The 21,517-nt window shown below is 36.5% G+C and carries 17 protein-coding genes; 3 read left to right on the top strand and 14 right to left on the bottom strand.

Annotation, left to right across the window (positions count from 1 at the left end; all coding sequences use genetic code 11):
* Window positions 1-228: 228 nt before the first annotated feature.
* The gene (gene queG / locus WH267_RS22240) at window positions 229-1,167 is read right to left on the bottom strand and encodes a tRNA epoxyqueuosine(34) reductase QueG (protein ID WP_115973041.1); all 939 of its coding nucleotides are present in this window, start codon (window positions 1,165-1,167) and stop codon (window positions 229-231) included.
* Between the two features lie 172 nt (window positions 1,168-1,339).
* Between queG and WH267_RS22245 the strand changes: the two genes are divergently transcribed.
* Together WH267_RS22245 and WH267_RS22250 are read left to right on the top strand one after the other, a co-directional pair.
* Window positions 1,340-1,639 (top strand): rhodanese-like domain-containing protein, encoded by a 300-nt coding sequence (locus WH267_RS22245; protein ID WP_115973040.1) that lies wholly within the window; start codon window positions 1,340-1,342, stop codon window positions 1,637-1,639.
* Window positions 1,640-1,672: 33 nt separating this feature from the next.
* The gene (locus tag WH267_RS22250; RefSeq protein ID WP_340011072.1) at window positions 1,673-2,284 is read left to right on the top strand and encodes an HD domain-containing protein; all 612 of its coding nucleotides are present in this window, start codon (window positions 1,673-1,675) and stop codon (window positions 2,282-2,284) included.
* A gap of 483 nt (window positions 2,285-2,767) precedes the next feature.
* On the opposite strand, the gene WH267_RS22255 is transcribed toward WH267_RS22250, so the two are convergent.
* The 10 genes from WH267_RS22255 to WH267_RS22300 form a co-directional block, all read right to left on the bottom strand.
* A complete protein-coding gene (locus WH267_RS22255) occupies window positions 2,768-3,541 on the bottom strand; it encodes an alpha/beta fold hydrolase (protein WP_340011073.1) in 774 nt (257 codons plus the stop codon).
* A 31-nt stretch (window positions 3,542-3,572) separates the two neighbouring features.
* A complete protein-coding gene (locus WH267_RS22260; RefSeq protein ID WP_340011074.1) occupies window positions 3,573-4,562 on the bottom strand; it encodes an NAD(P)H-dependent flavin oxidoreductase in 990 nt (329 codons plus the stop codon).
* Window positions 4,563-4,640: 78 nt separating this feature from the next.
* Window positions 4,641-5,138: a hypothetical protein gene (locus tag WH267_RS22265; RefSeq protein WP_340011075.1), complete on the bottom strand. Its 498-nt coding sequence runs from the start codon at window positions 5,136-5,138 to the stop codon at window positions 4,641-4,643.
* A 148-nt stretch (window positions 5,139-5,286) separates the two neighbouring features.
* Complete coding sequence (locus WH267_RS22270; RefSeq protein ID WP_340011077.1) at window positions 5,287-6,654, bottom strand: peptidylprolyl isomerase; 1,368 nt, start codon at window positions 6,652-6,654, stop codon at window positions 5,287-5,289.
* Between the two features lie 86 nt (window positions 6,655-6,740).
* A complete protein-coding gene (locus tag WH267_RS22275) occupies window positions 6,741-7,664 on the bottom strand; it encodes a PfkB family carbohydrate kinase (RefSeq protein WP_115973035.1) in 924 nt (307 codons plus the stop codon).
* Between the two features lie 27 nt (window positions 7,665-7,691).
* Entirely contained in the window at window positions 7,692-8,249 is a 558-nt protein-coding gene (gldD, locus tag WH267_RS22280) for a gliding motility lipoprotein GldD (RefSeq protein ID WP_115973034.1), read from the bottom strand.
* Window positions 8,250-8,293: 44 nt separating this feature from the next.
* Window positions 8,294-9,328 carry an A/G-specific adenine glycosylase gene (locus WH267_RS22285; RefSeq protein WP_340011079.1) on the bottom strand — a complete coding sequence of 345 codons (1,035 nt, stop codon included), beginning with the start codon at window positions 9,326-9,328 and terminating at the stop codon, window positions 8,294-8,296.
* Window positions 9,329-9,407: 79 nt separating this feature from the next.
* Complete coding sequence (locus WH267_RS22290; protein ID WP_340011081.1) at window positions 9,408-9,863, bottom strand: hypothetical protein; 456 nt, start codon at window positions 9,861-9,863, stop codon at window positions 9,408-9,410.
* 78 nt (window positions 9,864-9,941) lie between these two features.
* On the bottom strand, window positions 9,942-11,306 hold the full coding sequence (locus WH267_RS22295; protein ID WP_123320068.1) for a DUF5458 family protein: 1,365 nt from the start codon (window positions 11,304-11,306) through the stop codon (window positions 9,942-9,944).
* Window positions 11,307-11,326: 20 nt separating this feature from the next.
* On the bottom strand, window positions 11,327-11,773 hold the full coding sequence (locus tag WH267_RS22300) for a type VI secretion system contractile sheath small subunit (protein WP_164464392.1): 447 nt from the start codon (window positions 11,771-11,773) through the stop codon (window positions 11,327-11,329).
* 352 nt (window positions 11,774-12,125) lie between these two features.
* Here WH267_RS22300 and WH267_RS22305 point away from each other — a divergent pair, with 352 nt between their 5' ends.
* On the top strand, window positions 12,126-13,172 hold the full coding sequence (locus tag WH267_RS22305; protein WP_123320135.1) for a hypothetical protein: 1,047 nt from the start codon (window positions 12,126-12,128) through the stop codon (window positions 13,170-13,172).
* A 65-nt stretch (window positions 13,173-13,237) separates the two neighbouring features.
* Here the strand turns inward: WH267_RS22305 and WH267_RS22310 are convergent, their stop codons facing one another.
* The 3 genes from WH267_RS22310 to WH267_RS22320 form a co-directional block, all read right to left on the bottom strand.
* Window positions 13,238-15,334, bottom strand: a complete 2,097-nt coding sequence (locus WH267_RS22310; RefSeq protein WP_123320069.1) for a M13 family metallopeptidase — start codon at window positions 15,332-15,334, stop codon at window positions 13,238-13,240.
* 372 nt (window positions 15,335-15,706) lie between these two features.
* Window positions 15,707-17,764 carry a M13 family metallopeptidase gene (locus WH267_RS22315; protein WP_115973029.1) on the bottom strand — a complete coding sequence of 686 codons (2,058 nt, stop codon included), beginning with the start codon at window positions 17,762-17,764 and terminating at the stop codon, window positions 15,707-15,709.
* A gap of 265 nt (window positions 17,765-18,029) precedes the next feature.
* Window positions 18,030-21,428 carry a polysaccharide deacetylase family protein gene (locus WH267_RS22320; RefSeq protein ID WP_340011083.1) on the bottom strand — a complete coding sequence of 1,133 codons (3,399 nt, stop codon included), beginning with the start codon at window positions 21,426-21,428 and terminating at the stop codon, window positions 18,030-18,032.
* Between the last annotated feature and the right edge of the window lie 89 nt (window positions 21,429-21,517).

The following is a 21,517-nucleotide window of genomic DNA, read 5'->3' on the forward strand; positions in this document are numbered from 1 at the left end:
GAGTAAAAACTGCTCCAAAAAGAGTACAAAAAAAACGTTGATTTTCGGTGAGACTTTAATCTCATGAAAATCAATTTTTCTTTTTAGGAAAGGGTTTTTATATAACTTATTCAATTAAATCCAAACCTCCCTAGGGATAAAAATCTAGGGAATGGTCAATCATCAGCTCTAGTTTGGAACTCAGGAAATTTCCAAAGAAGGAATCGTCACCAAATATTTAAGCAAAAATCAGTCTGAAGAGCGTTTTAAAAATTCAATATTTCTCTGCAATCCTGCAAATTTTGTCCTCTTCACCGGTGATTTTCTGAAGATTTCGGAGAAGATTTCCTGAGTAAGTTCTTTCCACTCTCCTTTTTTGAAATTTTTCAATGCTTCATTGGGCTTAAATCGGCTCTGTTGGTGTGGAGCAGAAAACCGGTTCCAGGGGCATACATCCTGGCAGATATCACATCCGAACATCCAGTCTTCCATTTTGCCTTTGAAATGATCCGGAATTTCGTTTTTAAGTTCTATGGTAGCATAAGAAATGCATTTGCTTCCGTCAATGATCTTTTCTGAAACAATAGCATCTGTGGGACAGGCATCAATGCATTTTCTACAGGTTCCGCAATGATCGGTGGTTTCATGATCGGGAATAAGCTCAAGATCACAGATAATTTCTGCTAAAAAATAGAATGAACCATTCTGTTTGGTAATCAGGTTAGCATTTTTCCCAACCCAGCCAATTCCTGATTTTCGTGCCCAGCTTCTTTCCAGCACAGGTGCTGAATCTACAAAAACCCTGAATCCGAATTCTCCGATTTCCTCTTGCAATTCAGCCACCATTTCACGAAGAATTTCCTTGATTACTTCATGGTAATCTTCTGCATAAGCATATTTTGAAATCTTAAAATTTTCCAGAATGGAAATCTTTTCTTCCGGGAAATAGTTATACGAGAGTGAAATGACAGATTTAGAACCTTCCACAAGAAGTCTTGGATCCAATCTTTTGTCGAAATGGTTCTCCATATATTTCATTTCACCATTGAAGTTATTTTTCAGCCATTTTTCAAGGTGTCCGGCATCCTCCTCCAGAAAATCTGCTTTAGATATACCACAACTCTGAAACCCAAAACTTTTTGCCTTGGACTTGATCAGTTGGGTATATTTTTCAGCGCCTGCGTTCATTAATTTCACTCTGCAAAATTAAGATTATTTTATCAATCTTACGATTCGTTACTCTGTTTCGTCTTCATCTTCAGAACTGTTTCTTTTCTGAAAATTTATGTTTTAATTAAGATTTTTTTCAAAAAAAAATTACGTAATTTCGTCTACAATTTAATGTTTAAAATAAACAACTATGTCTTTAATAGAAGTAATACAATCTGGAAACTATGAATTAATTGATGTTCGTGAGCCAATGGAGCTTGAAATGGACGGAAATATAGAGGGTGCTAAAAATATTCCACTGGGTGAAGTAGAAGAGAGACAGGATGAGATCCTTTCTATCGAAAAACCTGTAATTTTATTCTGCAGAAGTGGAAACAGAAGCGGAAAAGCATTAGAATATCTTAACTCACAAGGATTAAAGGATGGTCATAACGGCGGAGGCTGGTCTGAGCTAAAGGCTGTTCTTGAAGCAAACAGAGGAACTTTTTAAAAGTTCCTTTTTTTATACCCTACCACCATGAATATGAGAGATCAATTTGAACAGCTTTGTTTCCCTTTTACTAAAGATCTGAACTTAATTGATGAACTGTGGAAAGAGATTGAAACAAAATATACTGAAAAGGGCAGACATTATCACAATCTTCTTCATCTCGGAAATATGTTCGCAGAGCTTGAACCATCGAAAAACAAAATCTCTGATTTTACAGCAGTTTCTTTTTCCATATTCTATCATGATATTGTTTATAATGCAACGTCTAAATCCAATGAAGAAAAAAGTGCGTTAAAGGCCAAAGAACGACTTTCTGAACTGGGATTACCTCAGGATACTATTGAAGCTGTTTCTGATCAGATCCTGGCGACAAAGCTTCATCAGACATCAATGAACGAAGACACCAATTATCTTCTGGATGCAGATCTTTCAATCCTAGGCAAAGATTTTGAAAGTTATCTGGCCTATACCAAAATGATTAGGAAAGAATACTCGATCTATCCGGATCTGCTTTATAAGCCCGGAAGAAAGAAGGTATTAAAACATTTTCTGGAGCTTGATACAATCTTTAAGACAGATTATTTTAAAGATAAATATGAGATGCAGGCAAAAAAAAATATTGCAGCGGAAATTGATTTACTATAACCGAAAATAAAGAAGAGATGCAAATTTTGCATCTCTTCACACATTCACACCTAACATACATTTAATGATCCCCATCATTAACTTCACATACCTATTAATAAAATCTAGGTTGTAAAAATAGAAAATATTATATCCCCAATTAGTGATATTTATTGTTTGTTTATTGTAATTTTAACGATAAAATAATGGTCCAATCCCCATTAATACTATTCATTTTTTTAATAAATTCTGTAAAAAATCTCACAGTCCGTATTCTATATCAGGAAAATAGTTCGGTATTTTTTCTGATAAGATTAAAGGCCAATAAAACGGCCTGATTTCTATGTTTAATACATATTGTACAAAACAATATCTGTATGTATAATATGTGTACAAATAAAATTTAGAACTGTTTATTTAAAGAGAACAGGTAAAGTATGCAGCCTTTTAAATATCAATTTTACTCAAAAAAAGCACCCTATCATGAAATAAGATGCTTAAATTTTATTTTGTATTTCTATTTACGAATTCTACTGATCTTTTGAATACCAAGTCCGGAGCTTCTTTATGAGGTGTATGCCCAATCCCGGGAATAATGTATTTGTCTACACTTCCACTTACCTGTGAAACGGTTTTCTCTACCTGATCCAAAGTTCCGTACTCATCAGCTTCTCCCTGAATGAATAATAGAGGACAAATAATATCCTTCAGGAGATATTCAATGTTCCAGGCTCTGTAATCATTGCGGGTCCATGTTTCCGTCCAGGCTTTAAATAGTGTTTCTACCTTATCACCATGGTATTTCTGCAGACGTTCCGGCAGATTTGTAGTTTTGTAAGCTTCCCATGTATCATAAACGCCTTTTAAAGTGACATCTTCCACAAATATATGCCCGGCTTCACAAATGACAGCTTCTACCCTTTCTGGATATTTTGCTGCAGTGATTAAGGCAATGGTTCCTCCATCACTGTGACCGAACAAAATAGCTTTGTCAATATTGAGCTCTGCTAATAATTCATTCAGCAGATCTGCTTCCAGCTCCATATAGTTCACAGGTCTTATGTGAGTAGGCATAGGATAGGATTTTCCATATCCTAACCGGTCATAAACAAGAACATTACATTGTGTAGCTTCTGAAAGCCTGACTGGTAAATCTCTCCAAAGATGTACAGATCCAAGCGAATCATGCAAAAAGACAATAGTTGGCTTATTTTCAAACGAATTGTAGTATTCTGTATATAGTTTTTTCCCTTTTACATCAATGATTCTTTCCTCCATTAATTCAAATAATATATGATACGGTCAATTTTTAAAAGGAAGGCATTTTTGTTTCTTCAAACTCCTTCAATAAATGATTAAAGACTGTTTCCACCGGAATGATATCATCAATAAGTGCTGAAACCTGTCCTATTTCAAGCTCTCCATCTTCCATGTCACCTTCAAACATTCCTTTTTTTGCTCTTGCTCTTCCTAGCGATGCAATAAGTGCTTCTTTATTTCTTCCGGCAAGATAAACATCTTCAAGTTCGTTAAAGAACTTATTTTTAACCATTCTTACAGGAGCCAGCTCTTTTAGTGTAAGATGCGTATCACCTTCCTGAAGTTCGGTAATTTTCTTTTTCCAGTTCTCGTGAGCACTGGCTTCTGTTGTAGCCGCGAATCTGGAGCCTATCTGTACTCCGTCTGCTCCCAGAATCATTGCAGCTTTCATCTGAGAACCTAAGGCAATTCCTCCTGCAGCTATTAACGGTTTTGAAATATGCTTTTTGACATTTGGAATAAGGCAGAATGTTGTAGTTTCATCTCTCCCGTTGTGTCCTCCTGCTTCGAACCCTTCTGCCACTATTGCATCTACTCCTGCATCTTCACATTTTACAGCAAATTTGGTAGAGGAAACTACGTGAGCAACCTTCAGTCCTTCTTTTTGTAAGGTTTCTGTATACGTTTTCGGATTTCCAGCTGATGTAAACACAATTTTTACCCCTTCTTCCAGAATGATCTGAATGATTTCATCAAGGTTAGGATACAGCATAGGCACATTCACTCCAAAAGGCATATTGGTAGCCTGTTTACACTTCTGAATGTTTTCCCTGAGAATATCAGGATACATACTCCCTGCTCCTATTAATCCTAATCCACCACAATTGGAAACAGCAGAAGCCAGCCTCCATCCGGAATGCCAGATCATCCCAGCCTGAATAATCGGATATTTAATATTAAAAAGTTCTGAAATTCTATTTTGATTGGTCTGCATGTCGTGTAATTTTTTTGCCGCGTTGAAATCTATAAAATTGCTCATGTTGTAAAAATACTAAAAACAAAGATTTTCAACCCCCTACATTTATTAAAAAAATCATTAGAAAACCACTTAAACCCATTATTTCTTATACCGCTCCAGAACTGTATCTATAATTGAACTGATCTTAAAAAAATTTTGAACCAATTCTTCAATATTTCCCTGTATATTATCTTCTTTCAAATCAACCCATCCCTGCATTAATGTTAGTGGGCCAAATTCAATATTTACATTTGGCCAGTCTTTCTGGTATTTCCTGAATTCATTCCTAAAATCCTGAGCAAATTTTCTACTTGATAATGCATGTTTTTTAAATTCTCTCAGCTTTAGAGCATGGATATTATAATACATTCTTCCCTCCTGAATGGTTTTGTCATTTATCCATATTGAAAAGAAAATCCTCCCTATAGCATCTAATGGTGAATTTAAATCAGAGGACCATTCCGGTTTAAATACTTTAAGAGCAACAGAATCCAGAACAGTATCAACAGATACATCCAACTTATTATTTTCAAGTTTTTCTTTAAGTACTTCTGTTATGGCCAGGTGAAATTTATTAAGATAAAATTCGTAATCCATGTTTTGGTTTTTGTAAAGTTATCAAATAATTTCATCCAAAATGACAGATGCAGAATACCTGTTTGTGCTTATCATAAAGAATCATTCGTTTTTATACCGGACTCTTCAGCATAAAAAAACCTTCAGAAATTTCTGAAGGTTTTCAATTTTATTTTTTAACTGATTCTTTTTTCCAGTTGGATTTAAAGCTACAGTTATCGTAACGTCCGTCGATGGATATGAAAGTAGTTGGCAACTTGGAGTTGACAAATTTTTCAACCATTTCGTTTTTCTTTTTATTGAGCGCCATCTGCTTGATTCGGCTGAAGTCTGTTTCCAGAGTGATCTGGTGGGCAGGAATCACATCTTCAAGCTTAATGATTTTTACAGCTTTTCTTCTGTTCTCTTCATCTTCAAAAGCAGCAGTAATATCTCCTTTATTCAAACCTGCCAATTCATAGCTGATTGTTCCCGGGATACTTTCTCTTTCGATTTTATCTGAACCATCACCACCAGGAATTATCCCTGCATTGAATTTGGTTCTTTTATCATCTGAAAACTTGAAAGCAGCATCTTTAAAAGTCATCTTCCCATCCGTAATTAATCCTCTGATGCTGTCTAATTTTGCTTTTGCAGTTTTAAGTTCTTCTTCTGTAGGTGTTGCTTTCAAAAGAATGTGTCTTGCATCATATACTTTACCTGATCTCTTCAGCAGCTGAATGATGTGGTATCCGAATTCAGATTCAATAGGATCTGAGATCTCGTTTTCCTGAAGATTTAAAGCAGCAGCTTCAAACGGCTTCACCATCTGTCCTTTGTTGATATTTTTGTACAGTCCACCATTGGAAGCAGAACCCTCATCTTCAGAATAAATTCTTGCCTGACTTTCGAAAGTTTCTCCGCCAATAATATCCTGTTTGATCTTTTTCAGTCTGTTGATAAGATCTTGCTTATGAGCCTCCGTCAAAGTTGGATACATCATGATCTGTGCTAAGGTAATTTCATCTTTTACCTGTGGCAACTGTATTTTATACATATTATAAAAGTCAGTTACCTCATTAGGAGTTACGTCTGCTTTATCAGTAACTCTCTGGTATTTTGCCTGTCCGTAATACTGGTCGGTATCGATTTTTTCGATAGCGTTTTTCATTTCGTAGGCATTTTTGAATTTATAAGCAGTTAATAATGCCTTTTCATCTGGAAATTGAGAAAGCAACTGACGGTATTTTTGATTAGCCTGCTCTTTGATCGCTGCAGAACGGTTTTCAATTAATGTATCTTTTTTTGCTTCGTATACAAGAAGTTTGTTGCTGATAAGGCTTTCAAGGAACTCACATTTGTCTGTATTGGCAGCTCCCTGTTGTTTTCCATAATTCATCTGCTCAGTAACATCTGATTCCAAAACGATTTCATTTCCAATCACAGCAGCAATACCATCCACTAAATCTCCTGGTTTTAGCTGGGCATTCATCATATTGGAAGAAAAAATCATGATGAAAATCCCAAGAAGATAAGTGATTTTTAGTCTATTTGTCATTTTACTATTTTAACAAGTTGCAAATTTAGAATTCTTAACGAATTTCACTCAATTTTTTATTATAAATATTTCTTAAAAAGACTTATTTATTGCAGTTCAATATCAAAAGTTGTCAATTCTTTAAATTGTCTCAATCTGCTGAACATATCTGATTCGTTAACTTCTTCAATTCTTTGTGTTCCGAATTTTTCTACAGTGAAAGAAGCCATTGCTGATCCCACGATCAATGCAGACTTCATTGTATCAAAATCAATTTTACCTTTTTTAGCAAGATAAGCGGCAAAGCCACCTGCGAAAGTATCTCCTGCTCCGGTTGGATCAAAAACATCTTCCAACGGTAGTGCCGGGATAGCAAATACTTTACCGTCATGGAAAAGTAAGGCTCCGTGCTCTCCTTTTTTGATGATTACATATTCAGGTCCCATTGCATGGATCTTTTTAGCAGCTTTTACAAGAGAATATTCTCCTGAAAGTTGTCTTGCTTCTTCGTCATTGATGGTAATTACATCCGTTTTAGCGATCATATCCATCAGAATATCCCATGCACAATCCATCCAGAAATTCATCGTATCAAGGATTACAAGCTTAGGACGGTTGTTCATTTTTTCCAATACGGATAGCTGAACTCCAGGGTGTAGGTTTCCAAGCAATAAAATTTCGGCATCCTGCATTGAATCCGGGATTTTCGGATCAAAGTTCTCCAATACGTTTACTTCTGTAGCCAAAGTATCTCTGGTGTTCAGATCATTGTGATATTTTCCTGACCAGAAGAATGTTTTTCCTTCTTTTACGATTTCAATTCCTTCGATGTTTACTTCTCTGTCTGTAAACATATCAAGGTGTTCCTGTGGAAAGTCTCCTCCTACTACAGAAACAATACCGGATTTAACGCCTAAAATAGATGAAGTGATCCCAATATAAGTAGCAGCTCCGCCTAAAATTTTGTCCGTTTTACCAAATGGTGTTTCAATTGCATCAAATGCAACACTTCCTACAACTAAAAGTTTCATATATTTTTCAATGTATATTAAAAGTAATTATTTTTTCCATTCAAAAGAGTCCAGCATATGTTTCATATCGTTTTTGATATAATTCACAGCAGGAGCCAGAGAGTCCGGTTTCGGTCTCGTATTAAAGTATAAGTAACCAGTCACGAAGTGTTTCGCGCTGTCTGTAATATAAAATTGAAGATTGGAAGCACTCTGCCCTTTCAGCTCATAGAAATTCCCGTATACTTTCTTTTCAGGATATTCAAAGGATTTTGTATCTATGGAACTGGCTTTGATGGTATGCTCATATACCATTTTTTCAGCTTCTTTAATGTGTTCTGCAAAGTCATTCTGTATCGGGTAATAGGTCACAAAAACCTTTGCCTTCATTTGAGGATAGTTCAGATAATACCAACACGGTTTTTTTGCGGCTGTAATATTAGCAAAATCCGAATACTCGAAAGTATAAGCACAGTTGTTTTCAAACTTCTGGTATTTCGGTGCCGGGTATTCCAGACGCAGTTCTCCGTACGGTTTCGGAACCGGGTCTTTTCCACATGAGATTAAAAGCAGTGATACAAAAATAAAAATGACTTTTTTTATCATTTTGCAAAAGTACAAATTAGATTTCAGATTTCGGAAGACAAATTTCAGTCTTTCAATGAGTTTTGAATGTAATTTTCCAGAGGCTTCGGAAAGGATTTTTCATGAGAACCCTGAACGTCGGTAATCTGGTATTGATTTTCAGTAATAAAACGATTCCAAATCTCTTCTGAAGGCACCTCAACATTCAATATTTCAATACTTAAGTTCTTGTGTGTCAGTTTATGGGCAATCGTTTTTGAACCAGTGATAAAGGTTTCCATGTCAGCAGAAATAGAAGATGGAAATTCAAATAATTTTTTCCAGATAAAGTCATCTTTTCTCTGACGGATCAGAAATTGCCCGTTTCTATGAACAAAATAATAGGTCAAAGCAAGATCTTCAGCCTTTACTTTTTTCGTTTTCACAGGATAATCAGAGATTTTCTGTAGGGAAAAAGCCAGGCAGTCTTCATGGATCGGGCATTCTCCACACAAAGGATTTTTGGGTTTACAGATCTCGGAACCGATATCCATCATCGCCTGATTGAAATCGCCAACATTATCCGGCATTATCAATGTCGCCAACTCAGAAAAATAAGTAAATGCCCTTGAGTTTGAAATATCAAAATCATCGGCAAAGAAACGGCTCAGGACCCGGTAGAAGTTTCCATCAACAGCAGGCATTTTTCCTTCAAAACAAATACTGGAAACAGCTGCTGCTGTATACTTTCCTATTCCTTTCAGTTTTAAAATTTCTTCGTATTGGGCTGGAAATATACCATCATAATCATTCATAATCTGCTGAGAAGCTTTATGGATATTGATAACTCTGGAATAATAGCCTAAGCCTTTCCAGTAAAGCAACACTTCATTTTCCTCAGCTTCAGCTAAGGTTCTTACATCAGGAAATCGTTTAATAAAATTATTATAATGATTAAGGCCCTGATTGATTCTTGTCTGCTGAAATACAATTTCACAGATCCAGATTTTATAGGGATCTTTTGTCTGTCTGAAAGGCAGATCTCTTGCATTGTTCCGATACCATTTCAAAAGCCTGTTTCCTACATGAAGGAATTCTGAGGTTGCACTATTCTTTTCCAAAAACCAATCAATTTAAGTCACTGAAGAGCTTTTATCTCTTCATCCTGCATTATTCCAGGAACGCAAAGATAGGTTTATTTTATTTTTTCTTCACAGAATATACGGAAGCCCCTCTCAGCCATTGATACTTAAGATTTCTTTCTTTCGCAATAAAACGGTAGCCATCTAATTTTTTCAGGTACAAGTACATGGAATCCTCTTTCAGTTTCAGCTTATGGGGAGATAAAAACATCATCGGCAATTCCAGAGTGGAGTCTCTTACTGTTTTTAAAACTTTTCCGGATCTTACTTTATAAAGAAAAAATGATTTTCCACGGCCTTTTGAACTGTCTGCCAGCTTTACTTCCGAACTTGCTAAAACCAATTCACTTCCATCAAAACATTCTTCTTCATCCATGATGTAAGCTTTTCCTTCCTGACGTTCGTCTGCAAAAAGGTCTTCTTCATATTGATCCGGGCTTTGGTATTTTTTTTCACAGCTTACCAAAAGCGCCATCAATACAAGAGGCAAACCAATGATAAGTTTGATATTCATTTTAATATTCATAGGTATTGGTAGAAAAAAACCGATGTAAAAAATGCATCGGTTTTTATGATTAAAAATAAGGTGTTATTATTCCTGAGTGTATTGTGCATCCCATTCGTTACCATCATCTCCTTTATGTCCGTCTAGTTTAATAACGAAACTTTTTGTAGGGAAATAAGGTGTCATACGGATATCAAGCCATACTCTATCTTTGTTTACTCTATCCTGTTCGAAACGAACGATCTTGAATTTCTCGATCAATTTGTCTGGTCCTTTGATATTGTCAAGGAAAGTAACAATTTGTCTTCTCAAATCGTCTTCGTTCTTAGCATTCCAGTTTTCGAAGGCTCTTCTGTTCAGGAAGTCTAGCAATACTTTAGTTACATAGTCGAATACACGAACTACAGAATAGGTCTGAAGACCGATGTTGTCTCCTGTAAATAATGTCTTTGCAGAGAAAGCCATAATTTTACCATATTCGTTAACCATTGGTACAAGACCCATTTTTTCCAACTGAGAAATTTCACTTTTCTTCAATTCGAATTTTACAGCGTCTACTTCGTTGATGTTACCATGTTTTTTACCTGCTGCTACCTGAGACATCAGTGTTTTATGGATTTTTCCTGCTAATGAAGTGGAAGGTGGAAGTTCTACGTTTTCTTCTTCTCCTACTTCTTCTGCTTTTCCACGTCCTACTAGCCAGTTACACGTCATGATCACGTTACTTCTGTGAAGTTCCCCACCTGTAAGGTTTGCAGAATGGAATAAATCTACAACATCATCCGGCTTATCAAGGTTCGCAAAGTCTGTAACCATCATTACTTTGTTCTCGTTACAGATTTTAGCCCACTTTTCAATAACTTTATTAGATCCTAAGTATCCAGGGATAGCAAGGAGTGAGTAGTTATCTCTAAGGTCTAAACGGTCATAATAATTTTTGAATTCTTCAGAGATGGCATCAATGAATAAAGGATTGTCAAGGTCTGAAACCTGATCAAGGCTTGCATTAACAATACTTACGTTATCCACTTTATCCAATTCTGTATTTTTATAGAATTGAGCTACTGTTCTATAGTTGGTTTCCAACAGACGAACTGCATCCAGTGTACTTTTTAAGTTTTTCTTTAAATTCTGATCAGCCAGTTGTGCTTTGGTTTTGCACGTATCAGCCATTTTATCAGCAGATTCACTACCTTCAAGAAGGCTTACCCAAAGATTGATCTTCTGAAGAAGTTCTTTTCTTTCTTCTGCCTTATTGTTATCATTAAGGAAGATTTCTTTCCTTGCTTTTCTTGTTGGGTTCATATTGGCGATCCCGTCCACAACGGATTCAACAAAGCCAAAACCTCCCATTTTATTGAGCTCTGCAAGCGGGTTGCCTTTCGGCTGCCCTGAGTGCTGCTGCTGTTGTCCCTGCTGCTGGCTTTCCTGCGCCTGTAATTTGCTATCCATGATTTAATGTAAGTCTTTAATTATTTTTCAAGTTCTTGTGCTACATCTTTCAATACTTCGATGAACGCAGCTCTTGTCTGGTCGTTCTCCAGCATATTGCGAAGAATTTTATTGGTTTTTAACTGACGTACAATTTTGTTGTACTGCTCCTGCTCCATGCTCAGTTGCTGAAGATAATCAGATTTCTGAGTAAGGCTTTTAGGAGTAAAGTCTCCAAGATTCTGAAAACGGAATTCTTCGTCAACCACTCCTCCATCTTCTGTTTCGTGTTGTACTGCCACAGAAGGCTGAAAGTGTTTGAACACGTCTTCCACAGTTTTTAATCCTGTTACAATTTCAGGGGTATAAGATTCGTCTGTTGTAAGCTGGCTTACTATCAGTGATTTATTTTCCTGTATTTCCTGAATAGCTTCATTAGCGTCTACTTTTACCTCGTTTCCGCCAACACCATAATTAAACATTGCCATATTATTATTATTTTGAGATTTACTATTTTGGTTTGGATCTGTCTTTGAGCAATTTACAGATTAATCAAATAAATTACTAATCCAAAGTTTAAATTTAAAAAAAAACTGTAACATACAAAATTTTGTCAAGATTTTTCTTAAACTATTTAAATTTATCTATATTTATTTAACATAAAATCACCATCTTACGATGTCACTAAGCTATGAAAAAATAAATAAAAACAAACACAGAGTGATAAAATAAAATCCTGATGCATTTTGCATTTATAAAAGAGAACAAATATGTGCTAAATAAGAATTCCTGTGAGGTGAAGAAAAATATTCTTTATATTTAGATAAAGTAAACAGAATGATGAAAGATGTAAAGATCGCATTTAGAAAACCCATATATCCTGTTTCTGAAGGATTACAGCAGTATTTGGAAAAGCATAACAGAACAACCAAGATCCAGTTTTTATATGAAGACCTGCTAAGATTCAGTGACAGTGTGAATATTCTGGATAAAGAAGGCAAGGACACTTTATGGCTCGGTGTACTGTATTCTGAATATGAGTTTAAAGAAATAGAAGCTAATTTAAATAAGATTTACACCCTTCTTCATTCTGATGGAGATGAAGCTACTCTCCCTTATCTGAAAGTGGATACCATTGACTTCTGTACTTTCGGAAATTCTAAACCTTTCCGGATCCGGGTGAGAAATATCCTGAATGATAATTATACTAACTTTTATATTAAACAGGCTGATGCCTCCCGCATCTATGGGCTGGAGCTTGAAGACCTGCTTTCTCCTAACCGGATTAATTTTCTGATCTACAAAAACACCTTAATTGAAGAACATATCTTAGGAATTCCCGGGGATGTATTTATTCAGAAACATATATCCAATTGCACAGAGCTGGAAAAGGCACAGATTTCCAAGGAATTTGTAAAATTCAATGAACGCTGTCTCATTGGGCTTCTTGGTGATATGCGTTCTTATAATTATGTGATTATTCCTATCCATGATTTTGACCAGGTTATTTACAGAATCCGCCCGATTGATTTTGACCAGCAATGCTATGAAGGAAATTTGAAAGTTTATCTTCCCCAGTATTTCAAAGAAAATCATCCGATGGTTACTATGGTACTGGAAAAGCTGAAGCCTAACTCTATAGAACAGTATCGTAAAGAGGTACGTTCACAGATTGTAAAAAGAGTAACGAGCAGCCAAAGCAGATTCAGTGAACTGATTTCTATTATGAAAACCGAAAATATTGCACCGGAAGCTAATGTTACTGAGTTAAAAACAGCTTTACAAAAACTCACCTATGATGTCAACTTCAAGTATTGTAAGACCATGGGAGACATTATAGAAACCGGAATAAAGTTTGTGATCCGGAATTATAAGAAAGCATTTTAAAAAGAGAATCCGTCCCACATTGCATTGAGACGGATTCTTTCTTTTCTAACAATTTTTCGGTACTCTTACCAAATTTTTATTCTGTCCTCAGGAGTTTTATACATTTTATCTCCCGATTTGATATCAAATGCTTTGATAAATGAATCCTGATTCACCAGTGGCCCGAAAGCTCTGTACATTCCCGGAGAGTGCGGGTCTGTTTTTACCTGATTGATCATATATTCGTTGGTTGCTTTTGTTCTCCAAACGGTAGCCCAGCTCATAAAGAATCTCTGATCCTGAGTAAACCCACTGATCTTCCCTGGGTTTCCTTTGTCTTTAAGATACATCTGAAGGGCATCGTAAGCTACTGCTACTCCTCCTAAGTCTCCAATATTTTCTCCACTTGTGAATTTACCATTCACGAAACTTCCTTTTACCGGTTCGTAGCTACTATATTGAGCAGCCAGCTGAGCCACTTTTGCATCAAAGTTCTTGCGGTCGGTATCCGTCCACCAGTTGTTAAGATTTCCATCACCATCGAAGCGGGAACCACTGTCATCAAAACCGTGAGAGATCTCGTGACCAATTACAGCTCCAATTCCACCGAAGTTTACGGCTGCATCTGCCTTAGGATTGTAGAAAGGAGGCTGAAGGATTGCTGCCGGGAATACAATTTCGTTGTTTGAACCGCTATAGTAAGCATTTACTGTTTGAGGAGACATTCCCCATTCTGTTTTGTCAACCGGTTTTCCTACTTTATCTAAATTTCTTTGGTATTGCCAAGCCGATACATTTTGCAGGTTAGCATATAATGATCCTCCCTGTTTTGGAGATTCTACTTTCAGTTGGCTATAGTCTTTCCATTTATCAGGATAAGCAATTTTTACTGTAAACTTGGATAGTTTTTCCTGAGCTTTTACTTTTGTTTCAGGAGACATCCAATCGATATTCGCAATATGGGTTTTAAATGATTTTAAAAGGTAATCAATATAGGTTTCCATCTGCTGTTTTGCTTCAGGAGTAAAGTATTTCTCTACGTATAATTTTCCGAATGCCTCACCAAGAACTCCATTCACAAGTGTTAACCCTCTTTTGTTCATAGGACGCTGTTCTTTTTGCCCCTGTAAATCTTTTGCATAGAAATCAAATCTGATCTGCTCAAGGTTTTCATCAAGATTACTGGCATTACCGTTAATCAGGTGATATTTCAGGTAGTCTTTTAATAGAGGTAGGTTTTTCTGTGTGATGAACTGGTCCATGTTCTGGTAATATTTCAGTTCACCGATGATTACCCTGTCTGTATTTACCCCTGCATCTTTAAGATATTTTGCAAGATCAACATTTTTCACAACCCCTGATAACTCAGAAACGTTTTTAGGATTGTATCTTAGGTTGGCATCTCTGTTCTGCTCCAATGTCAATAAATAATTGGCCAGCTGTTTTTCAAAATCCACCACATTCTGTGCAGCCTGAGTAGAATTTTTATACCCTAAAACCCCAAACAGTTTTCCAACGTAAGCCTGATATTGTCCTAATGTTTTAGTGTTGGCATCATTTACTTTCTGATAATAATCTCTTCCTAAACCAAGATCCGGACCTCCAAGATAGACAGCGTTCATTTTGGAGTTTTTCATATCTGCTCCGGCTCTCCATCCGTAAAAGGAGTTATCTCCGATTTTTGTAGCTTCTAAAAGGTATTTCTGAAGATCATTAAGATTTTTAAGGGCATCAATTTTTGCCAGATCAGCTTTGATAGGATTTAATCCATCTGCATTTCTTTTAGCAGTATCCATAAAGGAAGCATAAAGACTCTGGATCTTTTGGCCTTCAGAACCTGCAGAATAATTTTCTGTAAGGATTTTGTTTAAAATATCCAATGAAGAATCATCTACATTTTCTCTCAAAGCATTGAAAGACCCCCAATTGGCTTTATCTGAAGGAATCTGAGTGGTTTTTACCCAATTTCCGTTCACATAGCTAAAAAAGTCATCCTGCGGACGGACACCTGTATCCATATAAGATAAATTGATCCCCTCCTCCTTTACTTCTTCTTTTACCGGCGTTGCAACTGTTGCTGTAGCCTCTGTTTTTGTATCAGTTCCTGCAGTTTTTGCAGCACCACATGAATTTAGCAATACTATACCGGAAAAGGCAAGTATACCAATATTTAGCTTTTTCATTGAAGATTATTTTTGATTTTACACAAACTTATCAAATATACGAACTTTGAGGATAAGTGATGAAGGATAATAAATAATTGATGAGAATAGTGAAAAAATATGGTTTAAAGTTCAAAGCTTGAGAGGTTCATTGTTTAAATTTTTCGGAATGATGGCTTAAAATTAGATTTCAGTTGGGGTAAGAGTTTTGTGGGGCCTGTAAACTACCCTGTCAAAAATCCTCTGAATTTTCACCTCCCTCAGGAGGAGGGGAATGATGAAGACCACCACTTATTAACTGAAGCTAAGATAGTTCCTCACCTCATCCTATTTCTATTATCTCTATATCTCCCTAAAAAACAAAAACCGCTCATTGCTGAGCGGCTTATATTTTTACCAGATTTTAATTCTGTCTTCCGGAGCTTTATATAATTTGTCTCCTTTTTTCACATCGAATGCTTTGTAGAATGAATCAACATTGATTAACGGACCAAAGCTTCTGAAGTAACCCGGCGAGTGCGGATCTGTCTTCACCTGGTTGATCATGTATTTTTCACTTGATAAAGTTCTCCAAACGGTTGCCCAGCTTAGGAAGAATCTCTGATCCTGAGTAAATCCACTGATGGTTCCTGGATTTCCTTTATCTTTTAAGTACATCTGAAGAGCGTCATAAGCAATATTCACTCCTCCTAAGTCAGCGATATTCTCACCGTTTGTGAAAGTACCGTTTACAAATGTTCCTTTTACAGGCTCATATTTGTCATATTGAGAAGCAAGAGCTTTTGTAGCTTTTTCGAAGTTTGCTTTATCTTCCGGAGTCCACCAGTCTACCAGGTTCCCCTCTGCATCAAACTGTGCTCCAGAATCATCAAATCCGTGGCTCATTTCGTGACCAATAACAGCTCCGATTCCACCGAAGTTTACTGCTGCATCAGCCTTAGGGTTGAAGAATGGCGGCTGAAGAATTGCTGCCGGGAATACGATTTCGTTATATACCGGGTTATAGTAAGCATTTACAGTTTGTGGAGTCATTCCCCATTCTGTTTTATCAACAGATTTACCAATTTTGGCTAATTCTCTGTTGTATTGCCATTCACCAATATTCTGAAGGTTTTTATACAATGTACCTCCTTTTGATTCAGGTGTAATTTCTAATTTTGAATAATCCTTCCATTTATCAGGATAAGCTACTTTTACAGTGAATTTATTTAACTTCTGTAGTGCTTTTTCCTTAGTTGTAGAAGACATCCATGCTAAGTTATTGATGTGAACTACAAAACTTTTCTTTAAGTAGTCGATCAATTCAACCATTTGAGCTTTAGCTTCTGCAGGGAAATATTTCTCAACATATAATTTACCGAAAGCTTCTCCGATGTTTCTGTTGATTAATTCAAAACCTCTCTTGTTCAGTGCTCTTTGTTCCTGCTGACCTCTTAAATATTTCCCAAAGAAATTAAATTTCATATCACCCAGCTTTTCGCTTAGGTAAGAAGCACTTCCATTAATCATGTGGAATTTCAGGTAATCCTTAATTACCGGAAGATTCTCAGCATTTACTAATTTATCAAAGTTTTTATAATACCCCAGTTCTCCGATGATCACTTTATCTGTGTTTACTCCCACTTTTTTAAGGTAAGCCGGAAGATCTACTCCTTTTACCAAAGCTGAAAGTTCAGTCATTGTCTGAGGATTATACTGAAGGGTATTGTCACGGCTCTGCTCGTTTGTCAGATAAGTTTTTGCAATGCTTTTTTCATAATCAACAATACTTTTTGCTGCTGCATCTGCATTTTTATATCCTAATTCTTTCAGCATTGAAGCTACATATTTCTGATACTCAGCAATAGCTTCCGTATTCTTTTCATTTACTTTCTGGTAGTAGTCTCTTCCTAATCCAAGAGAAGCTTCTCCTAAGTAAACGGCATTCATATTAGAATTCTTTAAATCAGCATATACTCCCCATCCGTAGAAATTATTTTCTCCTTCTTTTGTTACAGATGCTAAATATCCCTGAAGATCAGCCATATTTTTGATGGCATCAATTTTACTCAGGTGCTCCTGAATAGGCTTGATTCCGTCAGCATTTCTCTTCTCCATATTCATGTAAGAAGCATATAAATCCTGAATTTTTTTCCCCTCACTTCCATCTGCAAACTTATCTTTCAAAAGAGAGTTCAGAATTGTCATGGAATTGTTATCCGTATCCTCACCCAATTTATTAAAACTTCCCCAAGTTGGTTTATCAGCCGGAATTTTAGCTGTTTTCATCCACGTTCCGCTCACATAATTATAAAAATCATCCTGCGGACGTACTGAAGTATCCATTAAGCTAAGGTCTAAACCTTTATCTGTATTATTCATTGCTACTTTAGTAGCTTTAGCTTGTGCGCTCATCGTGTTTTGAGAGCAAATCCCTGCTATTAGAAACAAAGAAAGCGTTAGTTTTTTCATTATGATAACAATTTATACAATATGTATGATTTATTTCTTATTTGTTACTTTTTTATGAAACAAATTTAAACAAATCCTATTAGAGTGTGATAAGGATTTATAAATTGGATAGGCTTGAAGCTAGATGATGGAAGATGGAGGGTATGAAAGTCATAAAGAATGACTACTCTATCTCCTTTCTCCTTTTTTAAATAGTTTATCAGAACTTTCAGTAATAATACGACTAAAAGTAACTTCTAACCTCCAGCTTCCAGACCCTACCCTTTTAAGATGTTGCTATCTCTTTTACATTCCCTGTGCGTTTCAGAAAGCCCCAGGATTGTATTTCACCTTTCAATGCTTTTCTTAAACTTTTAAACAGTACAATATACATCAGCCATCTATACCCAAATCTTTGCGGAATAATATAGAACAGATTCGTTAATTTTTCCCTTTGCATAATAAATGCGACCAAAGCCAGAGAGGCATCTACCAGAAGAAAAATCAAATAATAACTAAATATTTTATCTCCGTTTCCAGACAGGATTCCAAAGAACATAATAAGGTCTGCCAAGGGTGAGAAAAATGGAATAATATACTGGAACAATAAGATATTCGGCATGGCCCAAAGTCCTAATCCTTTATATTGAGGATTAAGGAAAGTGTGTCTCTGTTTCCAGAACATCTGCATGATTCCATATGTCCAGCGGAAACGTTGTTTCAGGAACTGTCTTACGGTTTCCGGAGCTTCTGTTACGGCAACCGCTCTGTTTTCATTGGCCACTGTATATCCGGCTTTTAAAATTTTTACTGTAATATCACAGTCTTCAGCCAGTGTATCGGAAGAATACCCTCCTGCTTCAAGAATTACGGATCTTTTAAACGCCCCGATAGCTCCAGGAATTACAGTAATGGCATTGATATTGGCATACGCCAGCCTGTCAAAATTCTGGCTGGTTGTATATTCAATTGCCTGCCATTTGGTAAGCCAGTTTACAGTGTTTCCTACTTTTACATTTCCAGCCACTGCAGCAATTTTTTCATCTGAACCCGCATTCAGTAATCTTGCAATCAGATACTTTACCGCATCCTGCTGGAGTTTGGTATCTGCATCTATACACACTACATATTCAGCATCTGTCTGTGAAATCCCGAAGTTTAAAGCGGTTGCTTTTCCTCCATTTGTTTTTGTAAATATTTCTAACTTCGGATGATCCGGAAAAGCGTCTCTGGCCTTTTCATAAGTTGAATCTTTGCTTCCGTCATCTACCATAATGATGTTAAAATTCGGATATGTCTGTTTTAGCAGGTTATTCAGGGAAGAAACAATATTCACTTCTTCATTATAGGCAGGTACTATAATAGAAACCTTAGGATAGAATTCAAGGGTTGGAAAATCACCCAGCTCTTTTTCTTTTTTTCTTTCTTTAAAAGCCCAGTACGCCATCAACAGTAATCTTATTAACCCCAGTACAATGAAAATGGTAAATAAGGCAACCAAAAAATGGCTTATTCCATAAATTACAGTGGCCAGCACCAGATTAAGCTGCATGATATAGTAAGACTTTGTCTTAGGAACTTCAGGCATCAGTTCAGCTTTACTCTTATGCAGAAGATTGGTAAGATTGGTAAAGTGATAGCCCTGTTTCTGAAGGGTTGGGATTAAAATTTTCAAAGCCTTCACGGTTTCTTCTCTGGTATCGCCACCAGCGTCATGAAGTAATATGATATTCCCTCTCTCCTTCTTGATTCCTGCCATTACCCGTTTTACAATTTCATCTGCTTTTATTCCCGGCTGCCAGTCTTCCGGGTCTATATTTTCTCCGATATCCAGATAGTTTTGCTGTCTTGCCAATGCCACCGGAATAATCTCTTCTGAAGTGGTAGGCTCAGAGTCGGCATTATAAGGAGCACGGAAAAGGATTGTACTGTGTCCTGTCACACATTCTATAAGAAGTCTGGTAAGTTTCAGTTCCAGCAAAGCTCTTTCCGGGCTTACCTTAGCTACGTTTTCATGGGTAAAGGTGTGGTTTCCTATTTCATGACCTTCACGATAGATTCTTTTAACGAGCGGAAGATTTTTTTCTGCATTTAACCCTACTAAAAAGAAGGCAGCCGGAACGTGATATTTTGACAGAACATCAAGGACCTGAGGTGTATACGTCTCATCGGGACCGTCATCAAATGTTAATACCAATTCTTTCTGCGAAGCGCTTCCATATTTTTTTACTTCATAGGAACTTGGATACGTAACATAGTTTTCATCGGTAATAATTTTTTCCTTCGGATCTATTTCAAGAGCAATTTTTCCATCATGCGGTGTATTCAGAACATCCAATACTTCTCCATCTCCAATGTAATCCACCATGGTCTGCCCTTTTACATTTTCAAGTGTTTTCAGATTCAGTTTAGAAAGCCCTGCAAACGTAAGGTCTTTATCATAAAAATTCCAGACTCTGCTGTCCTCACTTCCCAGTCTCCAAAGTGCAGTTCCTGCCAATGGATATTCGGAGGCAAAACGCATGGTATTAAAAATAGATGCAGCATCATTAAAAAATACAGTATGGGTATTATTTTTAGAATCTGTATAGGAATAATTCAGGTTAAAAGTATTGTCATTAAAATCAATAACCGCTTTACTGGCACTGGCCTTGGTAATGGCCTGCATATAGGTAACCGAAGTATTGTCATCCTTATTGGAGCTCCAGTCATATCCATATGCTCCCAAACCAAGGATAATCTTGTGAGGAGAGGTTTGCTTAACGATCTTTCCTGCCTGAGATTCAATCCATTTCTGCGAAGAAACAGGGCCTGCATCACTGCCTGCTGAGTATTCATCATAAGCCATCAGTACAAAGTAATCTACATAAGGATCTAATCGCGGAATGTTGTAGTCATCATTATCCGTCATAATATCCATAGTCACCAGCAATTGATTCTGTCTGAATGTTGCTGAAAGTTCTTTCATAAAAGCAATCAGGTTTTCATCAGAATTCAGGTTCATATCTTCAAAGTCGATATTGATCCCTTTGAAATGATATTTTAGGCACTGTTGGGTAAGCTTCTGAATAAGAGCCATTCTTTTTCCGGGATCATTCAATACTTTCCCTAGCCCTTCAGAACGGAACTCCTGATTAGAATTATTACTCAGGATCGGCATGGCTGCTACTCCTGTTCTTTTGATTATTTTGTATCCTTCCGGGTCAACATTGGTTTTCAGGTCTCCTGTTTTGGGATCAAGGAAAAACCATTCAGGAAAAACCAGATTAATGTGTCTGATATTTCGTTTCAGAGACATCAGAGACTGAGGATCCCAAGCCACATAAAATGCAGAACGGATCCCTCCGGGAAACTGAGCCCAGTTTCTGTTTTGATTTTTATATCTTTCTGCTCTTGCCTTTTCAATCTTGGCAAGGTTGGTATGAATTGTTTTTTCAGAAATAAAGCTTCGGAAACCTTTGTATTCTTTGGAAATTTTATTCTCCTGAAGATAGGGCTTATTGGCTGTAATAACTGCTTTATAATCCTCTTTAAAAGGAATTTTCGGACTTTTATCAAATCTCATCATCAGTCCTAAAGCCAAAAGAAGAAGAACCGCAATAAAAATAAAGATACGGCTGCCCCATTGTACACTTTTCCAGCGTTTTTTGCTGTTAGTCTGAAAAATCTGTTTGGAATTTTCCACAATTTTTAAATTTTAATGAAGGATTTTCAAAAAGTGTGAAAAAGTACCTGAAAATTCATTAAAAAAAAATTAAAAAAGGGGTATTCCTT

This window comes from Chryseobacterium sp. MYb328, from assembly GCF_037572595.1.
GTDB classification, from domain to species: Bacteria; Bacteroidota; Bacteroidia; order Flavobacteriales; family Weeksellaceae; genus Chryseobacterium; species Chryseobacterium pennae.